The following is an 18077-nucleotide window of genomic DNA, read 5'->3' on the forward strand; positions in this document are numbered from 1 at the left end:
ATCCGGATGGAGGCATACCGCACCACGATAACGGGTATCGGCGCGGGGCTGAAAACCGAGCAGGTCAGACCGCCCGCGAGGGGGCAATCTGACCTGTCCGGAAGCGTGAGTCAGAAGACTGTGGATCAGTTCTTCTGGATCTGGTCGAAGCTCAGCTCGACCGGGGTCTCGCGGCCGAAGATCTCGACGAGACCCTTGACCTTCTTCGAGTCCGGGTTGATCTCGTTGATGGTCGCCTGCAGCGTCGCGAACGGGCCGTCGGTGACGGTGACCGAGTCGCCGACCTCGAAGTCCAGGACCTCGATGGTGCGCTTGACGGAGGGCGCGGGCAGGCCGGCCTCTTCCGCGGCCAGCTTGGCGGCCTTCTCCTGAGCCTCGGGAGCGAGCATCTTGACGATCTCGTCGAGGGTCAGCGGGTACGGGTCGTACGCGTTGCCCACGAAGCCGGTGACACCAGGCGTGTTGCGGACGACGCCCCAGGACTCGTTCGTCAGGTCCATGCGGACGAGAACGTAGCCGGGCAGCTTGTTCTGCCGGACGTTCTTGCGCTCGCCGTTCTTGATCTGGACGATCTCTTCCTCGGGCACCTCGGCCGAGTAGATGAAGTCCTCGACGTTGAGCGAGACGGCGCGCTGCTCGAGGTTCGCCTTGACGCGCTTCTCGTAGCCGGCGTAGGTGTGGATGACGTACCACTCGCCGGGCAAGCTGCGGAGCTCGTCGCGCAGGGCCTGGACGGGGTCGACCGGCTCGGCGGGCTCCGCGTCGGCCTCTCCGGCCTCCGCGTCGTCCTCGGCCAGCGCGGCGTCGTCCTCGGCCTCGCCGGTCTCGTCCTCGTCGGAAGCCTCTTCGGCCTCGTCCTCGGTCTCATCGGACTCGTCGTCGGCCTCTTCGGCCTCGGCGTCGTCCTCAGCCTCGGCGTCGACCTCGCCCTCGACGTGCAGCGCGGCCTCTTCGGCGGCGACACCCGCCTCGGCGTCGGCGAGCTCGGCCTCATCGGGGTCCACGGCGTCTGCAGCCTCGACGATGTCGAGCGCGTCCTCGACGGACTCGACGGAGTCGGGGCTCGCGTTCAGGTTCGGGTCAGACACGGTGGCTGCTTCTTCCTGGATACAAAAGGTGGTCGAACATGCGAAAACGGGCGGCACCCATCAAGGCGCCGCCCTCCGCGGGGATCAGCCGAAGACGAACTTGATGGCTTCCTGGAACCCGTAGTCAATCACGGTCACCAGACCGATCATGATGACGACGAAGACAATCACCACGGAGGTGTACGTCGTGAGCTGGTTCCGAGTGGGCCAGACAACCTTGCGGAGCTCCGCGACGATCTGGCGGTAGAAAAGCGCGAGACGACCCAGAAGGCCCTTCTTGCCGCGCTTGCCGCCCTTGCGGGCCTTCTTCTCGCGAGTGTCATCCTCGGCGTCAGGCATGTCGATGGAGCCCAGGGCGTCCGTCACGTCTCTCACCTGAATCCGGGTCGTGGCCGTAGCCGCGCCCGGTTGCGCCGCACGGCGTTGCATCGAAATACGTACCTGCGCACACGTCCGAGACGGAGTGTGGAGCAGGGCCGGAGGGACTTGAACCCCCAACCGCTGGTTTTGGAGACCAGTGCTCTACCAATTGAGCTACGACCCTTTGCGTGCCCCAACCTACCGCATGCAGATGGGTGCACAGTGTGCTCACGTTCCACAGCGGCCGACGAGGGCCAACGACGGTTGAGTGTACGTGGTCCGGGCCCTGACGTCGAACAGCGCCATCCGGAGACGCCCCGTCCGGTAAGTGAAACGGCGTGCGGCGCTTCTTTGCCGTCTGGGACGATTGGCCGCATGACCTCTGAAACGCCTTCCGCCGAGCGCCGCGTGTCCGCCCGTATCGGTGCCATCTCCGAGTCCGCCACCCTCGCCGTCGACGCCAAGGCCAAGGCCCTCAAGGCCGCCGGGCGTCCGGTGATCGGTTTCGGGGCCGGCGAGCCCGACTTCCCCACCCCGGACTACATCGTCGAAGCCGCGGTCGAGGCCTGCCGCAACCCGAAGTACCACCGCTACACGCCGGCCGGCGGCCTGCCCGAGCTGAAGGCCGCCATCGCCGCGAAGACGCTGCGCGACTCCGGCTACGAGGTCGACGCGTCCCAGGTACTGGTGACCAACGGCGGCAAGCAGGCGATCTACGAGGCGTTCGCGGCGATCCTGGACCCGGGTGACGAGGTCATCGTCCCGGCCCCTTACTGGACCACCTACCCCGAGTCGATCCGTCTCGCCGGCGGTGTCCCGGTCGAGGTCGTCGCCGACGAGACCACCGGTTACCGCGTCTCCGTCGAGCAGCTCGAGGCGGCCCGCACCGAGCGCACGAAGGTCGTCCTCTTCGTCTCCCCGTCGAACCCGACCGGCGCCGTCTACTCGGAGGCCGACGCCGAGGCGATCGGCCGCTGGGCCGTCGAGCACGGCCTGTGGGTCCTGACCGACGAGATCTACGAGCACCTGGTCTACGGCGACGCGAAGTTCGTCTCGCTCCCGGCGATCGTCCCCGAGCTGGCCGACAAGTGCATCGTCGTCAACGGCGTCGCCAAGACGTACGCGATGACCGGCTGGCGCGTGGGCTGGATCGTGGGCCCGAAGGACGTCGTCAAGGCCGCGACCAACCTGCAGTCGCACGCCACCTCCAACGTCTCCAACGTGGCCCAGGTCGCGGCGCTGGCCGCCGTCTCCGGCAACCTGGAGGCCGTCCACGAGATGCGCACCGCCTTCGACCGCCGCCGCCAGACGATCGTGCGGATGCTGAACGAGATCGAGGGCGTGTACTGCCCGACCCCCGAGGGCGCCTTCTACGTCTACCCCGCGGTCAAGGACGTGCTCGGCAAGGAGATCCGCGGCAAGCGCCCGCAGACGTCCGTCGAGCTCGCCGCGCTGATCCTCGACGAGGCCGAGGTCGCGGTCGTCCCGGGCGAGGCCTTCGGCACCCCCGGCTACCTGCGCCTCTCCTACGCCCTGGGCGACGAGGACCTGGTCGAGGGCGTCTCCCGCATCCAGAAGCTCCTGGCCGAGGCGAAGGCCTAGAGCGGCCCGCAGCAAGGCCTGAGCGGCGGTTCCCCCGTGCGGGGAGCCGCCGCTCAGGCGTTTCCGCGGGGCCGTGACCCAGAATTTCCGTTCGGGCAAGCCCTCGTTCAGGGAATCCGGCTGCAGGCCGGGGCAAAAGTGCGGCAGGATCACGAGATGGAGCACGTACGCGATCTCACGCTTCTGCCGAAAGCCCACCTCCACCTGCACTTCACCGGCTCGATGCGACCGTCGACCCTGCTGGAGCTCGCCGACAAGTACGGCGTCCGGCTGCCGGACGCCCTGACCGGCGGCGAGCCACCGAAGCTCCGGGCCACCGACGAGCGCGGCTGGTTCCGCTTCCAGCGGCTCTACGACGCCGCCCGCTCCTGCCTGCGCGAGCCCGACGACATCCGCCGCCTGGTCCTCGAGGCCGCGGAGGAGGACGTGCGGGACGGCAGCGGCTGGCTGGAGATCCAGGTGGATCCCACCTCCTACGCCCCCCTCCTCGGCGGGATGATCCCGGCCGTCGAGATCATCCTCGACGCCGTCGACACCGCCTCCCGCGAGACCGGCCTCGGCATGCGCGTCGTCATCGCCGCCAACCGCATGAAGCACCCCCTCGACGCCCGCACCCTGGCCCGCCTCGCCGTCCGCTACGCCGACCGCGGCGTCGTCGGCTTCGGGCTCTCCAACGACGAGCGCCGCGGCATGGCCCGGGACTTCGACCGGGCCTTCGCCATCGCCCGCGAAGGCGGCCTGCTGGCCGCCCCGCACGGCGGCGAGCTCACCGGCCCCTCCTCCGTCCGCGACTGCCTCGACGATCTGCACGCCGCCCGCATCGGGCACGGCGTACGGGCCGCCGAGGACCCCCGCCTGCTCCAGCGCCTCGCCGACCGGCAGATCACCTGCGAGGTCTGCCCGGCGTCCAATGTCGCCCTGGGGGTCTACGAGCGCCCCGAGGACGTCCCGCTGCGCACCCTCTTCGACGCCGGGGTCCCGATGGCCCTGGGCGCGGACGACCCGCTGCTGTTCGGGTCCCGGCTCGCGGCCCAGTACGAGATCGCCCGCGAGCACCACGCCTTCACGGACGCGGAGCTCGCCGAGCTGGCCCGCCAGTCGGTGCGCGGCTCGGCCGCGCCCGGTGACGTACAGGACAAGCTGCTGGCCGGGATCGACCACTGGCTGACCTCGTAGGGGCCCGCCGGCGGGTCAGCGCGTGAGGCGCAGGTCGCCCTCGTGGCAGTCGGCGCGCACCCGCGCGCCGTCCGGGAAGCCGATCTCCAGGTGGGTGCGGCCCTGCGCGGGCAGCGCGTACTCGGCAACCGATTCGACCTTCTCGCCGAGGTGGCGCAGGAAGGGGTGGTCGCCGAGGTCCTCGCCGACCACGATGCGGCCCCACTCCCCCATGTCGTACGGCTCGTGCGGGGTGGCGGACTCCACGATCAGGCAGGCGTCGGACCCGGTGGTGATGCGGGTGGACTCGCCGTGGCTGTCGAGGAGCCAGACGTCGAGGGGCGCCTCGGAGCGTTCGCCGTCGCTGATGTGCCAGGACGCGACGACCCTTCTGATCGTGCGTCCCACCAGCCGGGTGGGGTCCGTACCGGCCCCGTGCAGGGGACAGAGCATGGGCGGGCCGGGACTCCTCAGATGCTGACGCCGACCGTCACCGGCTCGTTGACGAGGGTGACGCCGAAGGCCGCGTGGACCCCGGCGACGACCTCGCGGGCGAGGACGAGGAGGTCTTCGGTGGTGGCCGCGCCGCGGTTGGTGAGGGCGAGGGTGTGCTTGGTGGAGATGCGGGCGGGGCCGTCGCCGTACCCCTTGGCGAAGCCGGCCTTGTCGATCAGCCAGGCCGCGCTGGTCTTCGTACGGCCCTCGCCGGCCGGGTAGGCGGGCGGGGCGGTGTCGGGGCCGAGGCGGTCCTGGGCGCGGGCGAGGAAGGCTGCGTACGCCTCGTCGCTCAGGATCGGGTTGTGGAAGAACGAGCCGGCCGACCAGGTGTCGTGGTCGGCGGGGTCGAGGACCATGCCCTTGCCGGCGCGCAGCCGCAGGACGGTCTCGCGGGCCTTCGCCGCCGGGACCCGGTCGCCGGCCCCGACGCCGAGGGCGCGGGCGGTCTCGGGGTACTTGACCGGCGCGGACAGGCCGCCCGCGTCCTCCAGGGCGAACCGGACGCGCAGGACGACGTACCGCTCGGGCTGGTGCTTGAAGAGGCTGTCGCGGTACGAGAACGCGCATGCGGCGGCCGACAGCGTGACGGTCTCGCCGCGCGTGCGGTCGTAGGCGACGACCTCGGTGATCGTGTCGCAGACCTCCTGGCCGTACGCCCCGACGTTCTGGATGGGCGTGGCACCGGCCGACCCCGGGATCCCGGCGAGGCATTCGATGCCGGCGAGCCCCGCTTCGACGACCCGGGCGACGGCGTCGCTCCAGTTCTCGCCGGCCGCGAGCTCCAGGTTCGTCCCGTCGAGCGTGAAGCCGGTGGTCGCGATGCGCAGCGCGGTGCCGTCGAAGCCCCGGTCGCCGATGACCAGGTTGCTGCCGCCGCCGATGACCAGGAGCGGGGTGCCGCTCCCGTCGGCGGCGCGCACGGCGGCGACCACCTCGGCGTCGGTGGTCGCGGTGACCAGGCGGGCGGCGGGGCCGCCGAGCCGGAAGGTGGTCAGCGGGGCGAGGGGGGCGTCGTGGAGTTCCTGCACGTGGACAAGAGTACGGTCCGTGTCCCCCGACCAGGCGGGGCCACGGACCGCGGTCGCGCCGCGAGCCCCGTGCGGGGGCTCAGCGGCTCGGCTTCTGCTGCCACTTCTACTTCCTACTTCTACTTCTGCTTCTGCTTCTACTTCCTACTTCTGCTTCTGCTCGGCGAGGCGGCGCTCCGCCTCCGCCCAGCTGATGGGGAGCTCGCCCGCCGGAACGGTCCAGAAGGTGAACGCCGACTCCTTCATGTACGCGGCGGCCTTCCGCGAGCCGGAGCGGTGCGGCTCGCTGCCGGCGAAGCGGTAGAGCGCGTCTCGGTCCTCCCAGGCGGAGAGCGTCAGGAAGGTCCGGCTGAGGACCCGGGCCCGCAGGGCGGCCCCGTGCGCGCCGGGGGCCTTGCGGATCTGGAGGATGATGCCGGGCGCCTTCAGGAAGAACTTCAGGGCGCCGGCCAGGCTCGCGGTCTCGAAGCGGGAGGCCATGACGTAGACCTCGGAGCCGGGGGCGGCGGGGGTGGGCGTCGGGGAGAGCACGGTCACGGCGGTACACCACCCCCGGCGTTCCGGTCCTACCCCAACAGCCGGTACGAAGCCCTGCCCAAGGCGCGCCCCGAGGCCCGGCCGAAGCCCCAGGCGGCTTCGCGGCGAAGGCCGCACGTGCGCCCCGTAGCGTTCCCGGCTGGCTGTGGGCGGTCCCTCCCGTGGCCGTGCTCGCGGCGGTCTTCCTCTACCCGCTCGCGCTCGTCGTCCAGCAGTCCCTCACCCCCGAGAACGGCGCCGGGGCCTTCGACTCCTACGCCTCCGTCTTCGCCTCGCACTCCTTCCGCGAAGCCCTCGGCACCACGGTCTGGCTGGCCGTCGGCGCCACCGTCGGCTGCCTGGTCCTCGGCTTCGCGCTCGCGCTGGTCATCGCCTTCGTCCCGTTCCCCGGGGCGCGTGCCGTGGCCAAGTTCATCGACGTCTTCCTCTCCTTCCCCTCCTTCCTCATCACCCTCGCCCTCCTCTTCGTCTACGGCACGGTCGGCATGGCCAACGGCCTGTGGACCGACGCCTTCGGCGTCACCGACGGGCCCTTCCACTTCCTGACCACCCCGTGGGGCGTGCTCCTCGCCGAGATCACCTACTTCACGCCCTTCGTCATGCGCCCGCTGCTCGCCGCCTTCTCCCAGCTGGACACCGCCCAACTGGAGGTGGCCTCCTCGCTCGGCGCGAAGCCCGCCCGCATCGTGCGGCGGGTGATCCTCCCCGAGTCCCTGCCGGCCCTCGCCGCGGGCGGCAGCCTCGTTCTCGTCATGTGCCTCAACGAGTTCGGGATCGTCCTGTTCACCGGAGCCAAGGGCGTCACCACGCTCCCGATGCTCATCTACGGCAAGGCGATCCTCGAATCCGACTACTCGGCCGCCTGCGTGGTCGCCGTCGTCAACATCGCGATCTCCGTCGGCCTCTTCGGCCTCTACCGGGTGGTGAGCAAGCGTGCTGGTGCATAGCAAGACCGGCCGCTGGGCCGCCTGGAGCCTCTTCGGACTCCTCTTCCTGCCCCTCTTCGCCCTGCCCCTGCTCGTCGTGGTGGCCGCGTCGTTCTCGACCCACTGGTCCGGCGCCTTCCCCTCCGGCCCGACCACGGAGAACTACACGGCGGCCGTCCGGGGCGAGTCCCTCCAGGCGCTGACCACCTCGCTGGCCACGGCGTTCGCCGCCAGCCTCCTCGCGCTCGCCGTCGGCACCTGGGCGGCGCTCGCCGCCGCCGGACTGGGCCGCCGCGGCAAGCGGTCCCTGGACGCGCTCTTCGTGCTGCCCGTCGCCGTACCGTCCGTGGTCGTCGGCCTCGCCGTGCTCGTCGCCTTCAGCAAGCCGCCGCTGCTCCTCAACGGCACCAGCTCGATCGTGATCCTGGCGCACACGATTCTTGTCACGGCGTTCGCCTACCAGTCGGTTTCGGCTGCCATCGTGCGTCTCGATCCCGCGTACGAGCAGGCGGCGGCCTCCCTGGGCGCCCGACCCGCGTACGTGCTGTGGCGGGTCAAGCTCCCCCTCCTGCTGCCGTCGCTCACCGCGGCCGCGGGACTCTGCTTCGCCCTGTCCATGGGCGAGCTGAGCGCCACGATGATGCTCTACCCGCCGGACTGGATGCCCCTGCCGGTCCGCATCTTCACCGCCACCGACCGCGGTTCGCTCTTCAGCGGCTCCGCCGTCGCCGTGGTCCTGATGGCCACCACCCTGCTGGTCCTGCTGGCCGTCTCGCGCGTCCGCACCAAGGCCGCGTACCGCTGACCCCCTGCCGCACTCCCCGCTGACTCCCTTTCCCCGTGAGGAAGTTCCATGCCCAGCAACAAGTACCTGCGCGCCACCGCCGCCGTCACCGGCGGCCTCGCCCTCGCCGCCTCCCTCGCCGCCTGCGGCGGCTCCTCCTCCACCGGCTCCGACGGCTCGGCCGACGGCGCCAAGGGCGGTGGCGAGAAGGTCGTCACCGTCTACAGCGCCGACGGACTCAAGAGCGACAAGGGCGACGGCTGGTACGACAAGGTCTTCGCCGACTTCACGAAGAAGACCGGCATCGAGGTCAAGTACGTCGAGGGCGGCTCGGGCGAGATGGTGCAGCGCGCCGTCCGGGAGAAGACCAACACGCAGGCCGACGTACTGATCACCCTGCCGCCCTTCATCCAGCAGGCCGACGGCAAGGGCCTGCTCCAGGCGTACAAGCCGGCGGGCTCCGACAAGGTCAACGGCGCGGACAAGGCCGCCGACGGCAAGTGGACCTCGGTCGTCAACAACTACTTCGGCTTCGTCTACAACAAGAAGGAGCTGGCCCAGGCCCCCAAGACCTGGGAAGAGCTGCTGGACGCCAAGTACAAGGGCAAGCTCCAGTACTCCACCCCGGGCGTCGCGGGCGACGGCACCGCCGTCCTCATCAAGGCGATGCACGACTTCGGCGGCAAGGAGCCGGCGATGGAGTACCTGAAGAAGCTCCAGGCCAACAACGTCGGCCCGTCCTCCTCCACCAGCAAGCTCGCGCCCAAGACCGACAAGGGCGAGCTGCTCGTCGCCAACGGCGACGTCCAGATGAACTTCGCGCAGTCCAAGTCCATGCCGAACCTGGGCATCTGGTTCCCGGCCAAGGAGGGCGCCAAGCCCACCACCTTCTCCCTGCCGTACGCGGCCGGGCTCCTCGACAAGGCCCCGCACACCGAGAACGGCAAGAAGCTCCTCGATCACCTCCTCAGCGAGGACGCCCAGAAGCTGGTCAGCGGGGTCGGCGGCGGCTTCCCGGCGCGCACCGACGTCAAGCCCACCGACGCCAACGCCGTCGAGCTCACCAAGCTCATGAGCGGGGTCGAGGTCTTCGAGCCGGACTGGGCCGACATCGACAAGAACCTCACCGGCTACGTCGACGCGTGGAAGTCGGCGACCGGAAGCTGACCGGAAGCCGACTGGACGCCTCCCGGCCACCCACGGCCAGGATAGTGACGCTCACATAACGGGTCTGGACCGTATCTCGCCTTCGGTCCGGACCCGCCCTACGCTCGTGCGCCCGCACGCCAGTACAGCCGCACGCCAGCGCACCCGTACGTCCCCTGCGCCTTCCCCACGATTACTCCCGGAGGAGTACGTGCCCACTGTCCTGTCCGGACGGACCCTCGCCGTGGCCGCCACCGCCACGGCCCTGCTCGCCACCGCGCTCGGCGCCCACGCCGCGACCGCCGACGAGGCCGCCGCCACCACCGACAAGGTGCTCGTCATCGGCCTGGACGGCGCGGTCCTCGACCGCGTCAAGGCCGCCAACGCCCCGCACCTGAACGGCCTGATGGCCCAGGGCCTGACCGCCCGCAGCACCCTGTACGCGAACCCGATGGGAGCCACCTCCTCGGGACCCGGCTGGTCCTCCATCGCCACCGGCGTCTGGCCCGACAAGCACGGCGTGAAGGACAACTCCTTCACCGGCAAGAACTACACGGCCCACCCGGACTTCCTGACCCGCATCGAGAACGCCAAGCCGGCGCTCAACACGTACGCGGCCGCCGACTGGGAGCCCATCACCTCCACCGACCAGAACGGCCCGATCTTCTCGGCCAAGGTCGACAAGCGCCTCTCCCTCAAGGGCGACCGCGACGGTTACGGCAGCGAGGACCCGAAGATCGCCGCCGCGGCCGCCACCGAACTGCGCGACCAGAACCCGGACGCCGCCTTCGTCTACCTCGGCGAGATCGACGCGGCCGGCCACTCCTACGGCGCCGCCAGCCAGCAGTACCTGGACACCGTCGCCCGCGTCGACGTCCTCGTCGGCCAGCTCCTGGGCGCCGTCCAGAACCGCCCGACCTACGCCCAGGAGAACTGGAAGATCCTGGTCACCACCGACCACGGCCACACCAACTCCGGCGGCCACGGCGGCTCCACCATCGCCGAGCGCGGCACCTTCGTCATCGCCAAGGGCGCCGGCATCCCGGCCGGCTCGGTGCGCGAGGACGTCAAGCTCGTCGACGTGGCCGCGACCGCGCTCGCCCAGGTCGGCGTCAGCGCCCCCGGCATCGACGGCGTCCCGCTGAACGCCCCCGACGACGACCCCTTCGACACCCTGCGCCCGATCCTCCAGGCGCGCGTGGACGAGGCGGGCATCCCGGCCGCCACCAAGGGCTTCACGCACACCCCGCCGGCCGGCTGGTCCGTCGACAACTCCAAGATGGGCACGGGCGGTGTCACCGAGTGGGCCGGATGGGCCTTCGCCACCGACGAGTTCTGGAGCCAGTCGCAGCGCGACCAGTGGCGCGAGCTGAACGTCCGCTCCCGCGACGTCTTCGCCGTCGCCGACTCCGACGAGTGGGACGACAAGAGCCACACCGGCTCCTACGACTCCACCCTCATCACCCCCAAGTGGCCGGTCACCGCCGGGTCGACGCGGAACCTGACCTTCCAGACCCACTACCGCCAGGAGTCCGGCCAGACCGCCCAGGTCCTGGTCTCCTACAACGGCGGTACGCCGACGGTCGTCAAGAGCTACACCGCCGACGCGGTCGCCCGCTCCGAGTCGATCGCGCTCCAGGTCCCGGCCGGCGCCACCGACGTCCAGGTCCGCTTCCGCTACAGCGGCAGCAACAACTGGTACTGGACCGTCGACAACGTCCGCCTGGCCTGACACGACCGGCCCGACCAGCTGTTTCGCCCTCCGGTCCGGGCCGTGGACGCCGAACGCGTCCGCGGTCCGGCCCGGATAGGGTGGTAGAGACCAGAGGTCACCGAGGTCAGACGCCACCGAGAGCGGAGAACAGTCCAGTGGCAGAGCGCAAGCCGATCGAATCCTGGCTCACCGACATGGACGGGGTCCTCATCCACGAGGGCACCCCGATCCCCGGCGCCTCCGCCTTCATCAACCGGCTGCGCGAGTCCGGCAAGCCCTTCCTGGTCCTGACCAACAACTCCATCTACACCCCGCGCGACCTCCAGGCCCGCCTCAGCCGCATGGGCCTGGACGTCCCCGTCGAGAACATCTGGACCTCGGCGCTGGCCACCGCGAAGTTCCTCGACGACCAGCGCCCCGGCGGCACCGCGTACGTCATCGGCGAGGCCGGCCTGACCACCGCGCTGCACGACATCGGCTACATCCTGACCGACCACGAGCCCGACTACGTGGTCCTGGGCGAGACCCGTACGTACAGCTTCGAGGCCATGACCAAGGCGGTACGCCTGATCAACGGCGGCGCCCGCTTCATCTGCACCAACCCGGACGAGACCGGCCCCTCCACCGAGGGCCCGCTGCCCGCCACGGGCGCGGTCGCCGCGCTGATCACCAAGGCGACGGGCAAGAAGCCGTACTTCGCCGGCAAGCCCAACCCGCTGATGATGCGGACCGGCCTGAACGCCATCGGCGCGCACTCCGAGACCAGCGCGATGATCGGCGACCGGATGGACACCGACATCCTGGCGGGGCTCGAGGCGGGCATGCAGACCTTCCTCGTGCTGACCGGCCTGACCTCGACGGCGGACACCGAGAAGTTCCCGTACCGCCCGACCCAGACGTTCGACTCCATCGCGGACCTCGTCGACCTCGTCTGAGGTCCGTCCGGCGTCCGTCCGGGGTACGCCGGCGGACCCCGGCGGGTGCCCCGATCAGCTCGGCGATTAGGTCGTACGGCTGACACGTACGGGCCAAGAGAGCGCCGCTCCGGATGCGGAGCGGCGCGCCGCGCGTGAATCTCCTTGTTGAGGAGGTTCACCATGCGCACCGATCTGATCGCTCTCCGTGTCACCGGGGTGGCCGTCGCCCTGACGGCCCTGTCCGCCGTGACCGCGCCCATCGCCTTCGCGGAGGACTGGAACAACCGCGGCAGCGTGTCCGTCGACCCCAATCCGGCCGAGCCGGGGGCGCAGGTCAAACTGCGCGTCCGCGGCTGTGACGACGACTGGGCCATCGCCCAGTCCTCCGTCTTCGTCTCCGAGGTCCGGCTGTCCACCGGGCGCGACGACCGCCGCACCCTGTGGGGCGACGCGATGATCCGCTCCTGGGCCGAGCCGGGCCGGCACACCATCCGGGTCAAGTGCGGCGGCCGCGACGACCGCGAGTGGGGCTCGATCGAGATCGAGCGGCGCCGCGAGCACCACCCCAACCCGCACCACACGCCGATCTGGCCGGTCCACGCGGGCGGCGGCGGCATGTCCGAGGAGATCGCCGCGAAGTCGAAGGCGGCCGACGTGGCGAAGGCCGCCGACCAGGCGAAGGCCGCCGACTCCGCGCAGCTGGCCGCGGCGGCCAAGAAGGGCCAAGGGGACGACGGCCCCGGCCTGCCGCACACGGTGATCGGCGCGGTGCTCGCCGCCGCGGCCACCCTGGCGGTCGCCGGCCGGGCGCTGACCCTGCGCCGCCGCCGCAGCGGCGGGTGAGCGGATGAGCGGCGAGCCGAAGGCCGCCGGCGGCTCCCGGCTGCTGACCTTCGCCGCCTGGTCGGTGCTGGTCCTCGGCCTGTGGCTGTGGGGCCGTGAGATCACCGGGGTGTCGATACCCCTGCCCGGGCAGGCCGGCGGACCGGCGGCCCCGGGCCTGCCCGCGGCGCACACCCCGCTGGGGCCGGCCGCGCCCGCGCGGGTCGACGTACCGTCCATGGGCGTGCAGGCGCCGGTGATCACCCGGGACCTGGACGCGCAGGGGGCGATCGAGCCGCCCCCCTACGACAATCCCGGCACCGTGGGCTGGTGGCGCGGCGGCGCTCAGCCGGGCACGGCCGGGACCGCGCTGCTGGTCGGACACGTGGACACGCGGTCGAAGCCGGCGGTGTTCTACGGCCTGAGCTCGGCGAAGCCGGGCGACAAGGTGCGCGTGGTGCGGGCGGACGGCTCGATCGCCGAGTTCACGATCGAGGACGTACGGGTCCACGAGCGCGCGGGCTTCGACCCGGCGAAGGCCTACGGCCCCAAGGTCCGGGGCCGGGCCGAGCTGAGGCTCGTGACCTGCGGCGGCAGCTACGACAAGGCCGCCAAGCAGTACACGGCGAACGTGGTGGTGTCGGCGTACCTGACCGGCGTCGGAGCCCGCTCGGGCACGGCGGTGTAGGCCGGCCGCCGCCGGAAACGAAGAAGCCCCCCACAGTTTTCACTGTGGGGGGCTTCTCTCGTCTGTGCGCCGCCAGGGACTCGAACCCCGGACCCGCTGATTAAGAGTCAGCTGCTCTAACCAACTGAGCTAGCGGCGCTTGGTGACAGGGAAAACTCTACCCCACGCGCGCCGGTGCTCGTGACAAGCTGCGCGCGTTCTGTCCGATTAACCCATGTTTGGGGGTTTTGTCGTGCACGATATGTCTGGGCCAGGCCGGATCTGATGCCCCGCCAGATGCGGTCCCGGCTGCCCAGTGGACGAGCAGGGGAGTGGACGGAACCGCATGACGATGCAGCCTCCGACGCATGCGCACGAGATGACGCCGACGCCGACGCCGACGCCGACGCCGACGGCGACGGTGACGGTGACAGAGACGCCGGCGCCCGTGCCCGTGCCGACGGCGCCGACCCGGATGCCGATGCCCGCCTTCGAGGAGTACGAGCCCGCCGGCGACTGCCCGTGCCAAGGCTGTGCCCAGCGCCGCCGCACGCTCGCCCGTGCCCGGGCCATACCGCTGCGTGACGGCGGGCACCCCGCCGCGCACGGGGCCCGCCGGGCGCTGGTCCTGGCCACCGCCGCGGGCGTGGTCCTCGGCGGCGGCGGGGGAGCGGCGGTCGCGGTGACCGTGCCGGGCCCCGGCTCGGTGGCGCCGCAGGACGATCCGAACTCGCCGCAGGGCGGCCGCGGCCCCCTGCACGGGCCGAAGGGCGTGCCCGCGAAACCCCCCGGGCTGCCGGGAGCGCCCTCGGCGGTGAAGCGCACCGACCGCGCGACGATCATCAACCGGGCGAAGCTGTGGCTGGACGCGCAGGTTCCGTACAGCATGTCCGAGTACTGGACGGACGGATACCGGCAGGACTGCTCCGGCTACGTCTCGATGGTGTGGAACCTCGGCACCAACGAGTGGACCGGCAGCCTCGACAAGTTCGCGACGAAGATCACGAAGGAGGAGCTGCTGCCGGGGGACATGCTCCTCTTCCACAACCCGGCCGACCCCAACAAGGGCTCGCACGTCGTGCTCTTCGGGGGGTGGGTGGACGAGACCCGCACCCACTACGTCGTCTACGAGCAGACCCGGCCCACGACACGGCGCCAGGCCACGCCCTACGGCTACTGGAACAACGCGGCGAAGTACCTCCCGTACCGGTTCAACGGGCTGGCCGGCTCGGTCGTTCCCGACCCGGCGGTCGGCGAGCCGCCCGCGCCGGGCGGCACCCCGGCCGTCTCGGCCACCTTCCCCGGTGCGTCGAAGTTCGGCCCGGGATCCAACAACGCGTACGTCGCCCAGCTCGGCCGGATGCTCTCCGACCGCGGCGGCTCCCGCTTCTACCCGCAGGGCGTCACCACCCGGTGGAGCGACTCCGACCGGCTGGCGACCCAGGCCTTCCAGCGCGCCCAGGGCTGGACGGGAGCGGACGCCGACGGCATGCCGGGCGCGCACACCTGGCGGCTGCTCGCCCAGCACCAGGGCAAGGACATCCCGCCGACACAGGGCGCCGCACCCACCCCGCCGGCACCCGCTCCGCCGGCCCCGGCCCCGCCGAAACCGGGCGGCGCAGCGGGCCCGGCGGGCAAACCCGCCTACCCGGGAGCCGCGACGTTCCGTCCGGGCGTGTCCCACCCGTCCATCACCGCCCTTGGCCGCCAGTTGGTGAAGAAGGGCTTCGGCAAGAACTTCACGTCCGGGCCGGGCCCCCGCTGGGGCGAGGCCGACCGCCGCAGCGTCGAGGCCTTCCAGCGCGCCCAGGGCTGGCGCGGCGCCGAGGCCGACGGCTATCCGGGCCCGGAAACCTGGCGCCGGCTGTTCGCATGACGGAGGCAACGATGTACCCCACGCGCACGACCTCGACCACGGGCACCTTCCAGGTCCCCCCGCGCCCGGCGCCGACGCCGACGCCCACGCCGACGCCGACCCCTACTCCGGTCCCGGTCCCGGTCGCGGTTCCGGTTCCGGTTCCGGTGCCGTCCGAGCGGACGGCGACCGAGTGGGCCGCACCGACCGGCTGGACGGTGGCGCCGACCCCGGTCGCGCCGCTCGCCGCGGCGCCGGTCCCGGCCGAGCCGGCCTTCGCCGCGCCCGTCTTCGCCGCGCCGCAGCCGGTGAGCCCGATGCCGGCCGCGGAACCGGACCGGGAGCAGCCGCTCGCGGCGGCCACCGCGCACGGGCGGGCCCCGTGGGAGGCGGCCGCGGGCCGCCCGGCGCAGGCCTGGTCCGAGGACCGCGCCGCGCACGGCCCGTTCGCGGCGGAGTCCGCGCGCGGCGACCTGCTCGCGTCCGGCGCGGCGCACCACCGGCCCGCCCGGGCCGCGGAGGCCGCGCGAAGCGACGTACCGGCGGCGCGGGTGGACATCCCGCACCCGCAGGATGAGGAGGCGGTCTACGCGGGCGCGGCCGCCCCGCGCCTGCGGAACGCGGACACCGAAACCGCGCGCCCCCACCCGCAGGACAACCCGTGGCCCCCGGCCGCGGAGCCCGAGCCCGTCTTCCACACCGCCGGGGCGGACCGGGTGCCGCCCCCCGGCGCGTCCGGGTCCGACCGGCAGGCCGGACCGTACGCGGCGCGCGACCTGGCGCACGACCTGCCGGTGCCGGTCGGCGCCATGGCCGAGCCCGCGCCCACCGCACCCGCCCCGTCCGACGCCCCAAAGGGCGACCCCTTCACCTTCACCGGCCCCGCCTTCCGGGACGCGCCGGCGCGGCCCGACCACGGCCCGGCCGGTACGGCGCCCCAGACCGGCTCCGGGTTCCCGGGCGCGGCCGCTCGGACCGACTGCCGCACCGCCGGTACGGAGCCCGGCTTCGACGACGCGGCCGTTCGGGCCGAGACCCGCTCCGCCGTGGCTCCGGCCGGGCCGTTCGGCCGGGCGGAGTCCGGTAGCGACCAGCAGGAGGTGCACGGCGGTTCGCCCGTCGCGCCGGCTCCGGCGTGGTCCGTGCCCGCCCCTGCCCTTGCCGACCGGGACGACCTGCGCGACCAGTCCCGGTCCGTGCCCGGACCCGCCGGAGCGGTCCGGGAGCAGGCCGCCGACGGCGGCGTACCGGCCCGGGCCGAAGACCGGCCCGCCGCCCCGCGCGGCGGAGCCGATCGGCCGGGTGGGGCGGAGCCTGGCGGTACGGAGCCGTGCGGCGGGCCCGCCTTCGACGGCGGAGCCGGGCCCCGGGCCGCGCGGCCCGGCCCGCGCGCCGACACCGTCGAGCAGTCCGCCCGGACGGCCGGGGAGCCGGCCGGCGCCGTGGCCGCGGCCGCGGCCACGGTGTCCCGGGTGGTCACCGCCCCCGGCGGATCCGGTCGGCCCTTCGGCCAGGCCGGTACCGCGGCGAGCGCCGGTTCCGTCTTCGACGGCGGAGCCGACTCGGACGGCCCCTCGGCCGGCCACCCCTGCGCCGGTCCGGCCGAGCAGCACGAGCAGCCCGCTCCAGGGGGCCGGGAGCCGAGTGCTCCCGTCGCGGAGGCCGACGCGGACCTGGCCGGCGGAGCGGAGGCCGCGGCCGGGCGCGAGGACGGCGGCGGCGTGCGGGACCTGTCCTGGTCCGTGCCCGGACCCGGACCCGGACCCGGACCCGGCCACGGTCCCGGCGTCGCGGAGGTCGTCGCGCGGGCCGTGGCGCGGATGGAGGAGGACGACACGCAGGACCTGCCCCGGGTCGGGGCACTGCGCGGGGTCGCCGTGAGCGAGGTGCCGGTGCACCTGCCCTTCCGGGGCGCGGCCCAGCCGCAAGCCCAGCAAGTCCAGCAAGTCCAGCAAGCCCAGCAAGCAGGGCAGGCCCCGCAAACGCGGCGCGGACCGCAGGCCAAGGCTCCGGTCCCGGTGGGCGCGCCCGCCGGTGCGGCCGTCCGGACCGTCCCCGGACGCCGCGTACCCCGCGGGGACGACCGCCTCCGGGAGCACCACGGACCGGTGCTCCCCGGCTGGATCGGCGTGGCCGTCGGCGGGCTCGCCCTGGCCGGCTGCACGGTCGTGCTGTGGCGGGCCGGGGCCGTTCCCGACGCCCTCGCCGTGGCGTTCGGCGCGGAGCCCCGCCCCTACCGCGGTCTGCAAGCCCGCTTCTGGCCCCCGCTCGCCTTCCTCGGCGTCGTCGCACTCCTCGCCCTCGGCGGACTGGGCCGGGGCCGCGCCGGGCACGCCTGGGTGCTCACCCTCTTCGGCCGCTACCGCGGCACCGTCCGCCGCTCCGGCCTGACGTGGATCAGCCCCCTGCTGCTGCGCCGCCGGGTCGACGTGCGGCTGCGCCACTGGCGCAGCGACCCGATGCCCGCCGTCGACTCCGGGGGCCTCGCCCTCCAGGTCGTCGTCCAGGTCGTCTGGCAGGTCAAGGACACCGCCCGCGCGACGCTGGCCGTCGCCGACCACGTCGACTACCTCGCCGAGCAGGTCGAATCGGCCATGGCCCGCGTCCTGTCCCAGCTCCCGGCCGACGCCTTCCACGAGGACGCCCCGACCCTGCGCGACGCCGAAGCCGTCGGCGACGCGCTGACCCGGATGCTCGCGGCCGAGACCGAGGCGGTCGGGGTCGAGGTGTTCTCGGCGCAGCCGACCCGGATCGAGTACGCCCCCGAGGTCGCGGACGCCATGCGGCGCCGCCGGGTCGCGGCGATCGATGCGAAGCACCGCGACGCCGTCCTGACCTCGGTGGTCGACGCGGTCGACGACACCGTCCACCGCCTCACCTCGCGCGGGCTCGTCGAGCTCGACGACTACGAGCGCAAGGCGCTGGTGAAGGACCTGACCGTCGCCTTCTACACGGGCCGCGCGGAGTAGCGGCGGCGG

General features: G+C 72.6%; 15 protein-coding genes, 2 tRNA genes and 1 pseudogene. 11 read left to right on the forward strand and 7 right to left on the reverse strand.

Annotated features, from left to right (window positions below; genetic code table 11):
* Window positions 1-125 precede the first annotated feature (125 nt).
* The 3 genes from nusG to DRB96_RS25730 all read right to left on the reverse strand — a co-directional run bounded on the left by nusG (window position 126) and on the right by DRB96_RS25730 (window position 1632).
* Window positions 126-1088: a transcription termination/antitermination protein NusG gene (gene nusG / locus DRB96_RS25720; protein WP_112450594.1), complete on the reverse strand. Its 963-nt coding sequence runs from the start codon at window positions 1086-1088 to the stop codon at window positions 126-128.
* 84 nt (window positions 1089-1172) lie between these two features.
* Window positions 1173-1454, reverse strand: a complete 282-nt coding sequence (gene secE / locus DRB96_RS25725) for a preprotein translocase subunit SecE (RefSeq protein WP_112453706.1) — start codon at window positions 1452-1454, stop codon at window positions 1173-1175.
* A 105-nt stretch (window positions 1455-1559) separates the two neighbouring features.
* A tRNA-Trp gene (locus DRB96_RS25730) sits at window positions 1560-1632 on the reverse strand.
* A gap of 191 nt (window positions 1633-1823) precedes the next feature.
* Here DRB96_RS25730 and DRB96_RS25735 point away from each other — a divergent pair.
* Together DRB96_RS25735 and DRB96_RS25740 are read left to right on the forward strand one after the other, a co-directional pair.
* Window positions 1824-3050 (forward strand): pyridoxal phosphate-dependent aminotransferase, encoded by a 1227-nt coding sequence (locus DRB96_RS25735; protein ID WP_112450595.1) that lies wholly within the window; start codon window positions 1824-1826, stop codon window positions 3048-3050.
* A gap of 156 nt (window positions 3051-3206) precedes the next feature.
* Window positions 3207-4226, forward strand: coding sequence for an adenosine deaminase (locus tag DRB96_RS25740; protein ID WP_204357815.1), 1020 nt, complete (start codon window positions 3207-3209; stop codon window positions 4224-4226).
* A 15-nt stretch (window positions 4227-4241) separates the two neighbouring features.
* On the opposite strand, the gene DRB96_RS25745 is transcribed toward DRB96_RS25740, so the two are convergent.
* From DRB96_RS25745 to DRB96_RS25755, 3 genes are all read right to left on the reverse strand, one after another.
* Window positions 4242-4658 (reverse strand): hypothetical protein, encoded by a 417-nt coding sequence (locus tag DRB96_RS25745; protein ID WP_112450597.1) that lies wholly within the window; start codon window positions 4656-4658, stop codon window positions 4242-4244.
* Window positions 4659-4675: 17 nt separating this feature from the next.
* Window positions 4676-5731 carry a UDP-N-acetylmuramate dehydrogenase gene (locus DRB96_RS25750; RefSeq protein WP_112450598.1) on the reverse strand — a complete coding sequence of 352 codons (1056 nt, stop codon included), beginning with the start codon at window positions 5729-5731 and terminating at the stop codon, window positions 4676-4678.
* 144 nt (window positions 5732-5875) lie between these two features.
* On the reverse strand, window positions 5876-6268 hold the full coding sequence (locus DRB96_RS25755) for a DUF3291 domain-containing protein (RefSeq protein WP_239517762.1): 393 nt from the start codon (window positions 6266-6268) through the stop codon (window positions 5876-5878).
* 122 nt (window positions 6269-6390) lie between these two features.
* On the opposite strand from DRB96_RS25755, the pseudogene DRB96_RS25760 reads away from it, so the two are divergent.
* The 7 genes and pseudogenes from DRB96_RS25760 to DRB96_RS25790 form a co-directional block, all read left to right on the forward strand.
* Window positions 6391-7215: pseudogene (locus DRB96_RS25760) on the forward strand (2-aminoethylphosphonate ABC transporter permease subunit); the annotation flags it as partial.
* Window positions 7202-7999 (forward strand): ABC transporter permease subunit, encoded by a 798-nt coding sequence (locus DRB96_RS25765; RefSeq protein WP_112450600.1) that lies wholly within the window; start codon window positions 7202-7204, stop codon window positions 7997-7999. The pseudogene DRB96_RS25760 and the gene DRB96_RS25765, both read left to right, overlap by 14 nt.
* A 48-nt stretch (window positions 8000-8047) precedes the next feature.
* The gene (locus DRB96_RS25770) at window positions 8048-9145 is read left to right on the forward strand and encodes a 2-aminoethylphosphonate ABC transporter substrate-binding protein (RefSeq protein WP_112450601.1); all 1098 of its coding nucleotides are present in this window, start codon (window positions 8048-8050) and stop codon (window positions 9143-9145) included.
* 190 nt (window positions 9146-9335) lie between these two features.
* Window positions 9336-10856, forward strand: a complete 1521-nt coding sequence (locus DRB96_RS25775) for an alkaline phosphatase family protein (RefSeq protein WP_239516347.1) — start codon at window positions 9336-9338, stop codon at window positions 10854-10856.
* A 137-nt stretch (window positions 10857-10993) separates the two neighbouring features.
* Window positions 10994-11773: an HAD-IIA family hydrolase gene (locus DRB96_RS25780; RefSeq protein WP_112450602.1), complete on the forward strand. Its 780-nt coding sequence runs from the start codon at window positions 10994-10996 to the stop codon at window positions 11771-11773.
* A 162-nt stretch (window positions 11774-11935) separates the two neighbouring features.
* Window positions 11936-12598, forward strand: a complete 663-nt coding sequence (locus DRB96_RS25785) for a hypothetical protein (RefSeq protein WP_112450603.1) — start codon at window positions 11936-11938, stop codon at window positions 12596-12598.
* Between the two features lie 4 nt (window positions 12599-12602).
* Entirely contained in the window at window positions 12603-13265 is a 663-nt protein-coding gene (locus DRB96_RS25790; RefSeq protein WP_112450604.1) for a class F sortase, read from the forward strand.
* A 65-nt stretch (window positions 13266-13330) separates the two neighbouring features.
* On the opposite strand, the gene DRB96_RS25795 is transcribed toward DRB96_RS25790, so the two are convergent.
* Window positions 13331-13404, reverse strand: a tRNA-Lys gene (locus tag DRB96_RS25795).
* Between the two features lie 315 nt (window positions 13405-13719).
* On the opposite strand from DRB96_RS25795, the gene DRB96_RS25805 reads away from it, so the two are divergent.
* Both DRB96_RS25805 and DRB96_RS46005 read left to right on the forward strand, forming a co-directional pair.
* Window positions 13720-15120, forward strand: a complete 1401-nt coding sequence (locus tag DRB96_RS25805) for a peptidoglycan-binding protein (protein ID WP_112450606.1) — start codon at window positions 13720-13722, stop codon at window positions 15118-15120.
* Window positions 15117-18068, forward strand: a complete 2952-nt coding sequence (locus DRB96_RS46005; protein ID WP_275432026.1) for an SPFH domain-containing protein — start codon at window positions 15117-15119, stop codon at window positions 18066-18068. Before DRB96_RS25805 ends, DRB96_RS46005 begins: the two co-directional genes overlap by 4 nt.
* Window positions 18069-18077: the final 9 nt, after the last annotated feature.

This window comes from Streptomyces sp. ICC1, assembly GCF_003287935.1.
Classification (GTDB): Bacteria; Actinomycetota; Actinomycetes; order Streptomycetales; family Streptomycetaceae; genus Streptomyces; species Streptomyces tritrimontium.

Bases quoted from the DNA above. Each gene is read 5' to 3' on its own strand.
- DRB96_RS25735 (WP_112450595.1), top strand. From the start codon at position 1,824: ATGACCTCTGAAACGCCTTCCGCCGAGCGCCGCGTGTCCGCCCGTATC.
- DRB96_RS25740 (WP_204357815.1), top strand. From the start codon at position 3,207: ATGGAGCACGTACGCGATCTCACGCTTCTGCCGAAAGCCCACCTCCAC.
- DRB96_RS25745 (WP_112450597.1), bottom strand. From the start codon at position 4,658: ATGCTCTGTCCCCTGCACGGGGCCGGTACGGACCCCACCCGGCTGGTG.
- DRB96_RS25770 (WP_112450601.1), top strand. From the start codon at position 8,048: ATGCCCAGCAACAAGTACCTGCGCGCCACCGCCGCCGTCACCGGCGGC.
- DRB96_RS25785 (WP_112450603.1), top strand. From the start codon at position 11,936: ATGCGCACCGATCTGATCGCTCTCCGTGTCACCGGGGTGGCCGTCGCC.
- DRB96_RS25790 (WP_112450604.1), top strand. From the start codon at position 12,603: ATGAGCGGCGAGCCGAAGGCCGCCGGCGGCTCCCGGCTGCTGACCTTC.
- DRB96_RS25805 (WP_112450606.1), top strand. From the start codon at position 13,720: ATGCCGATGCCCGCCTTCGAGGAGTACGAGCCCGCCGGCGACTGCCCG.
- DRB96_RS46005 (WP_275432026.1), top strand. From the start codon at position 15,117: ATGACGGAGGCAACGATGTACCCCACGCGCACGACCTCGACCACGGGC.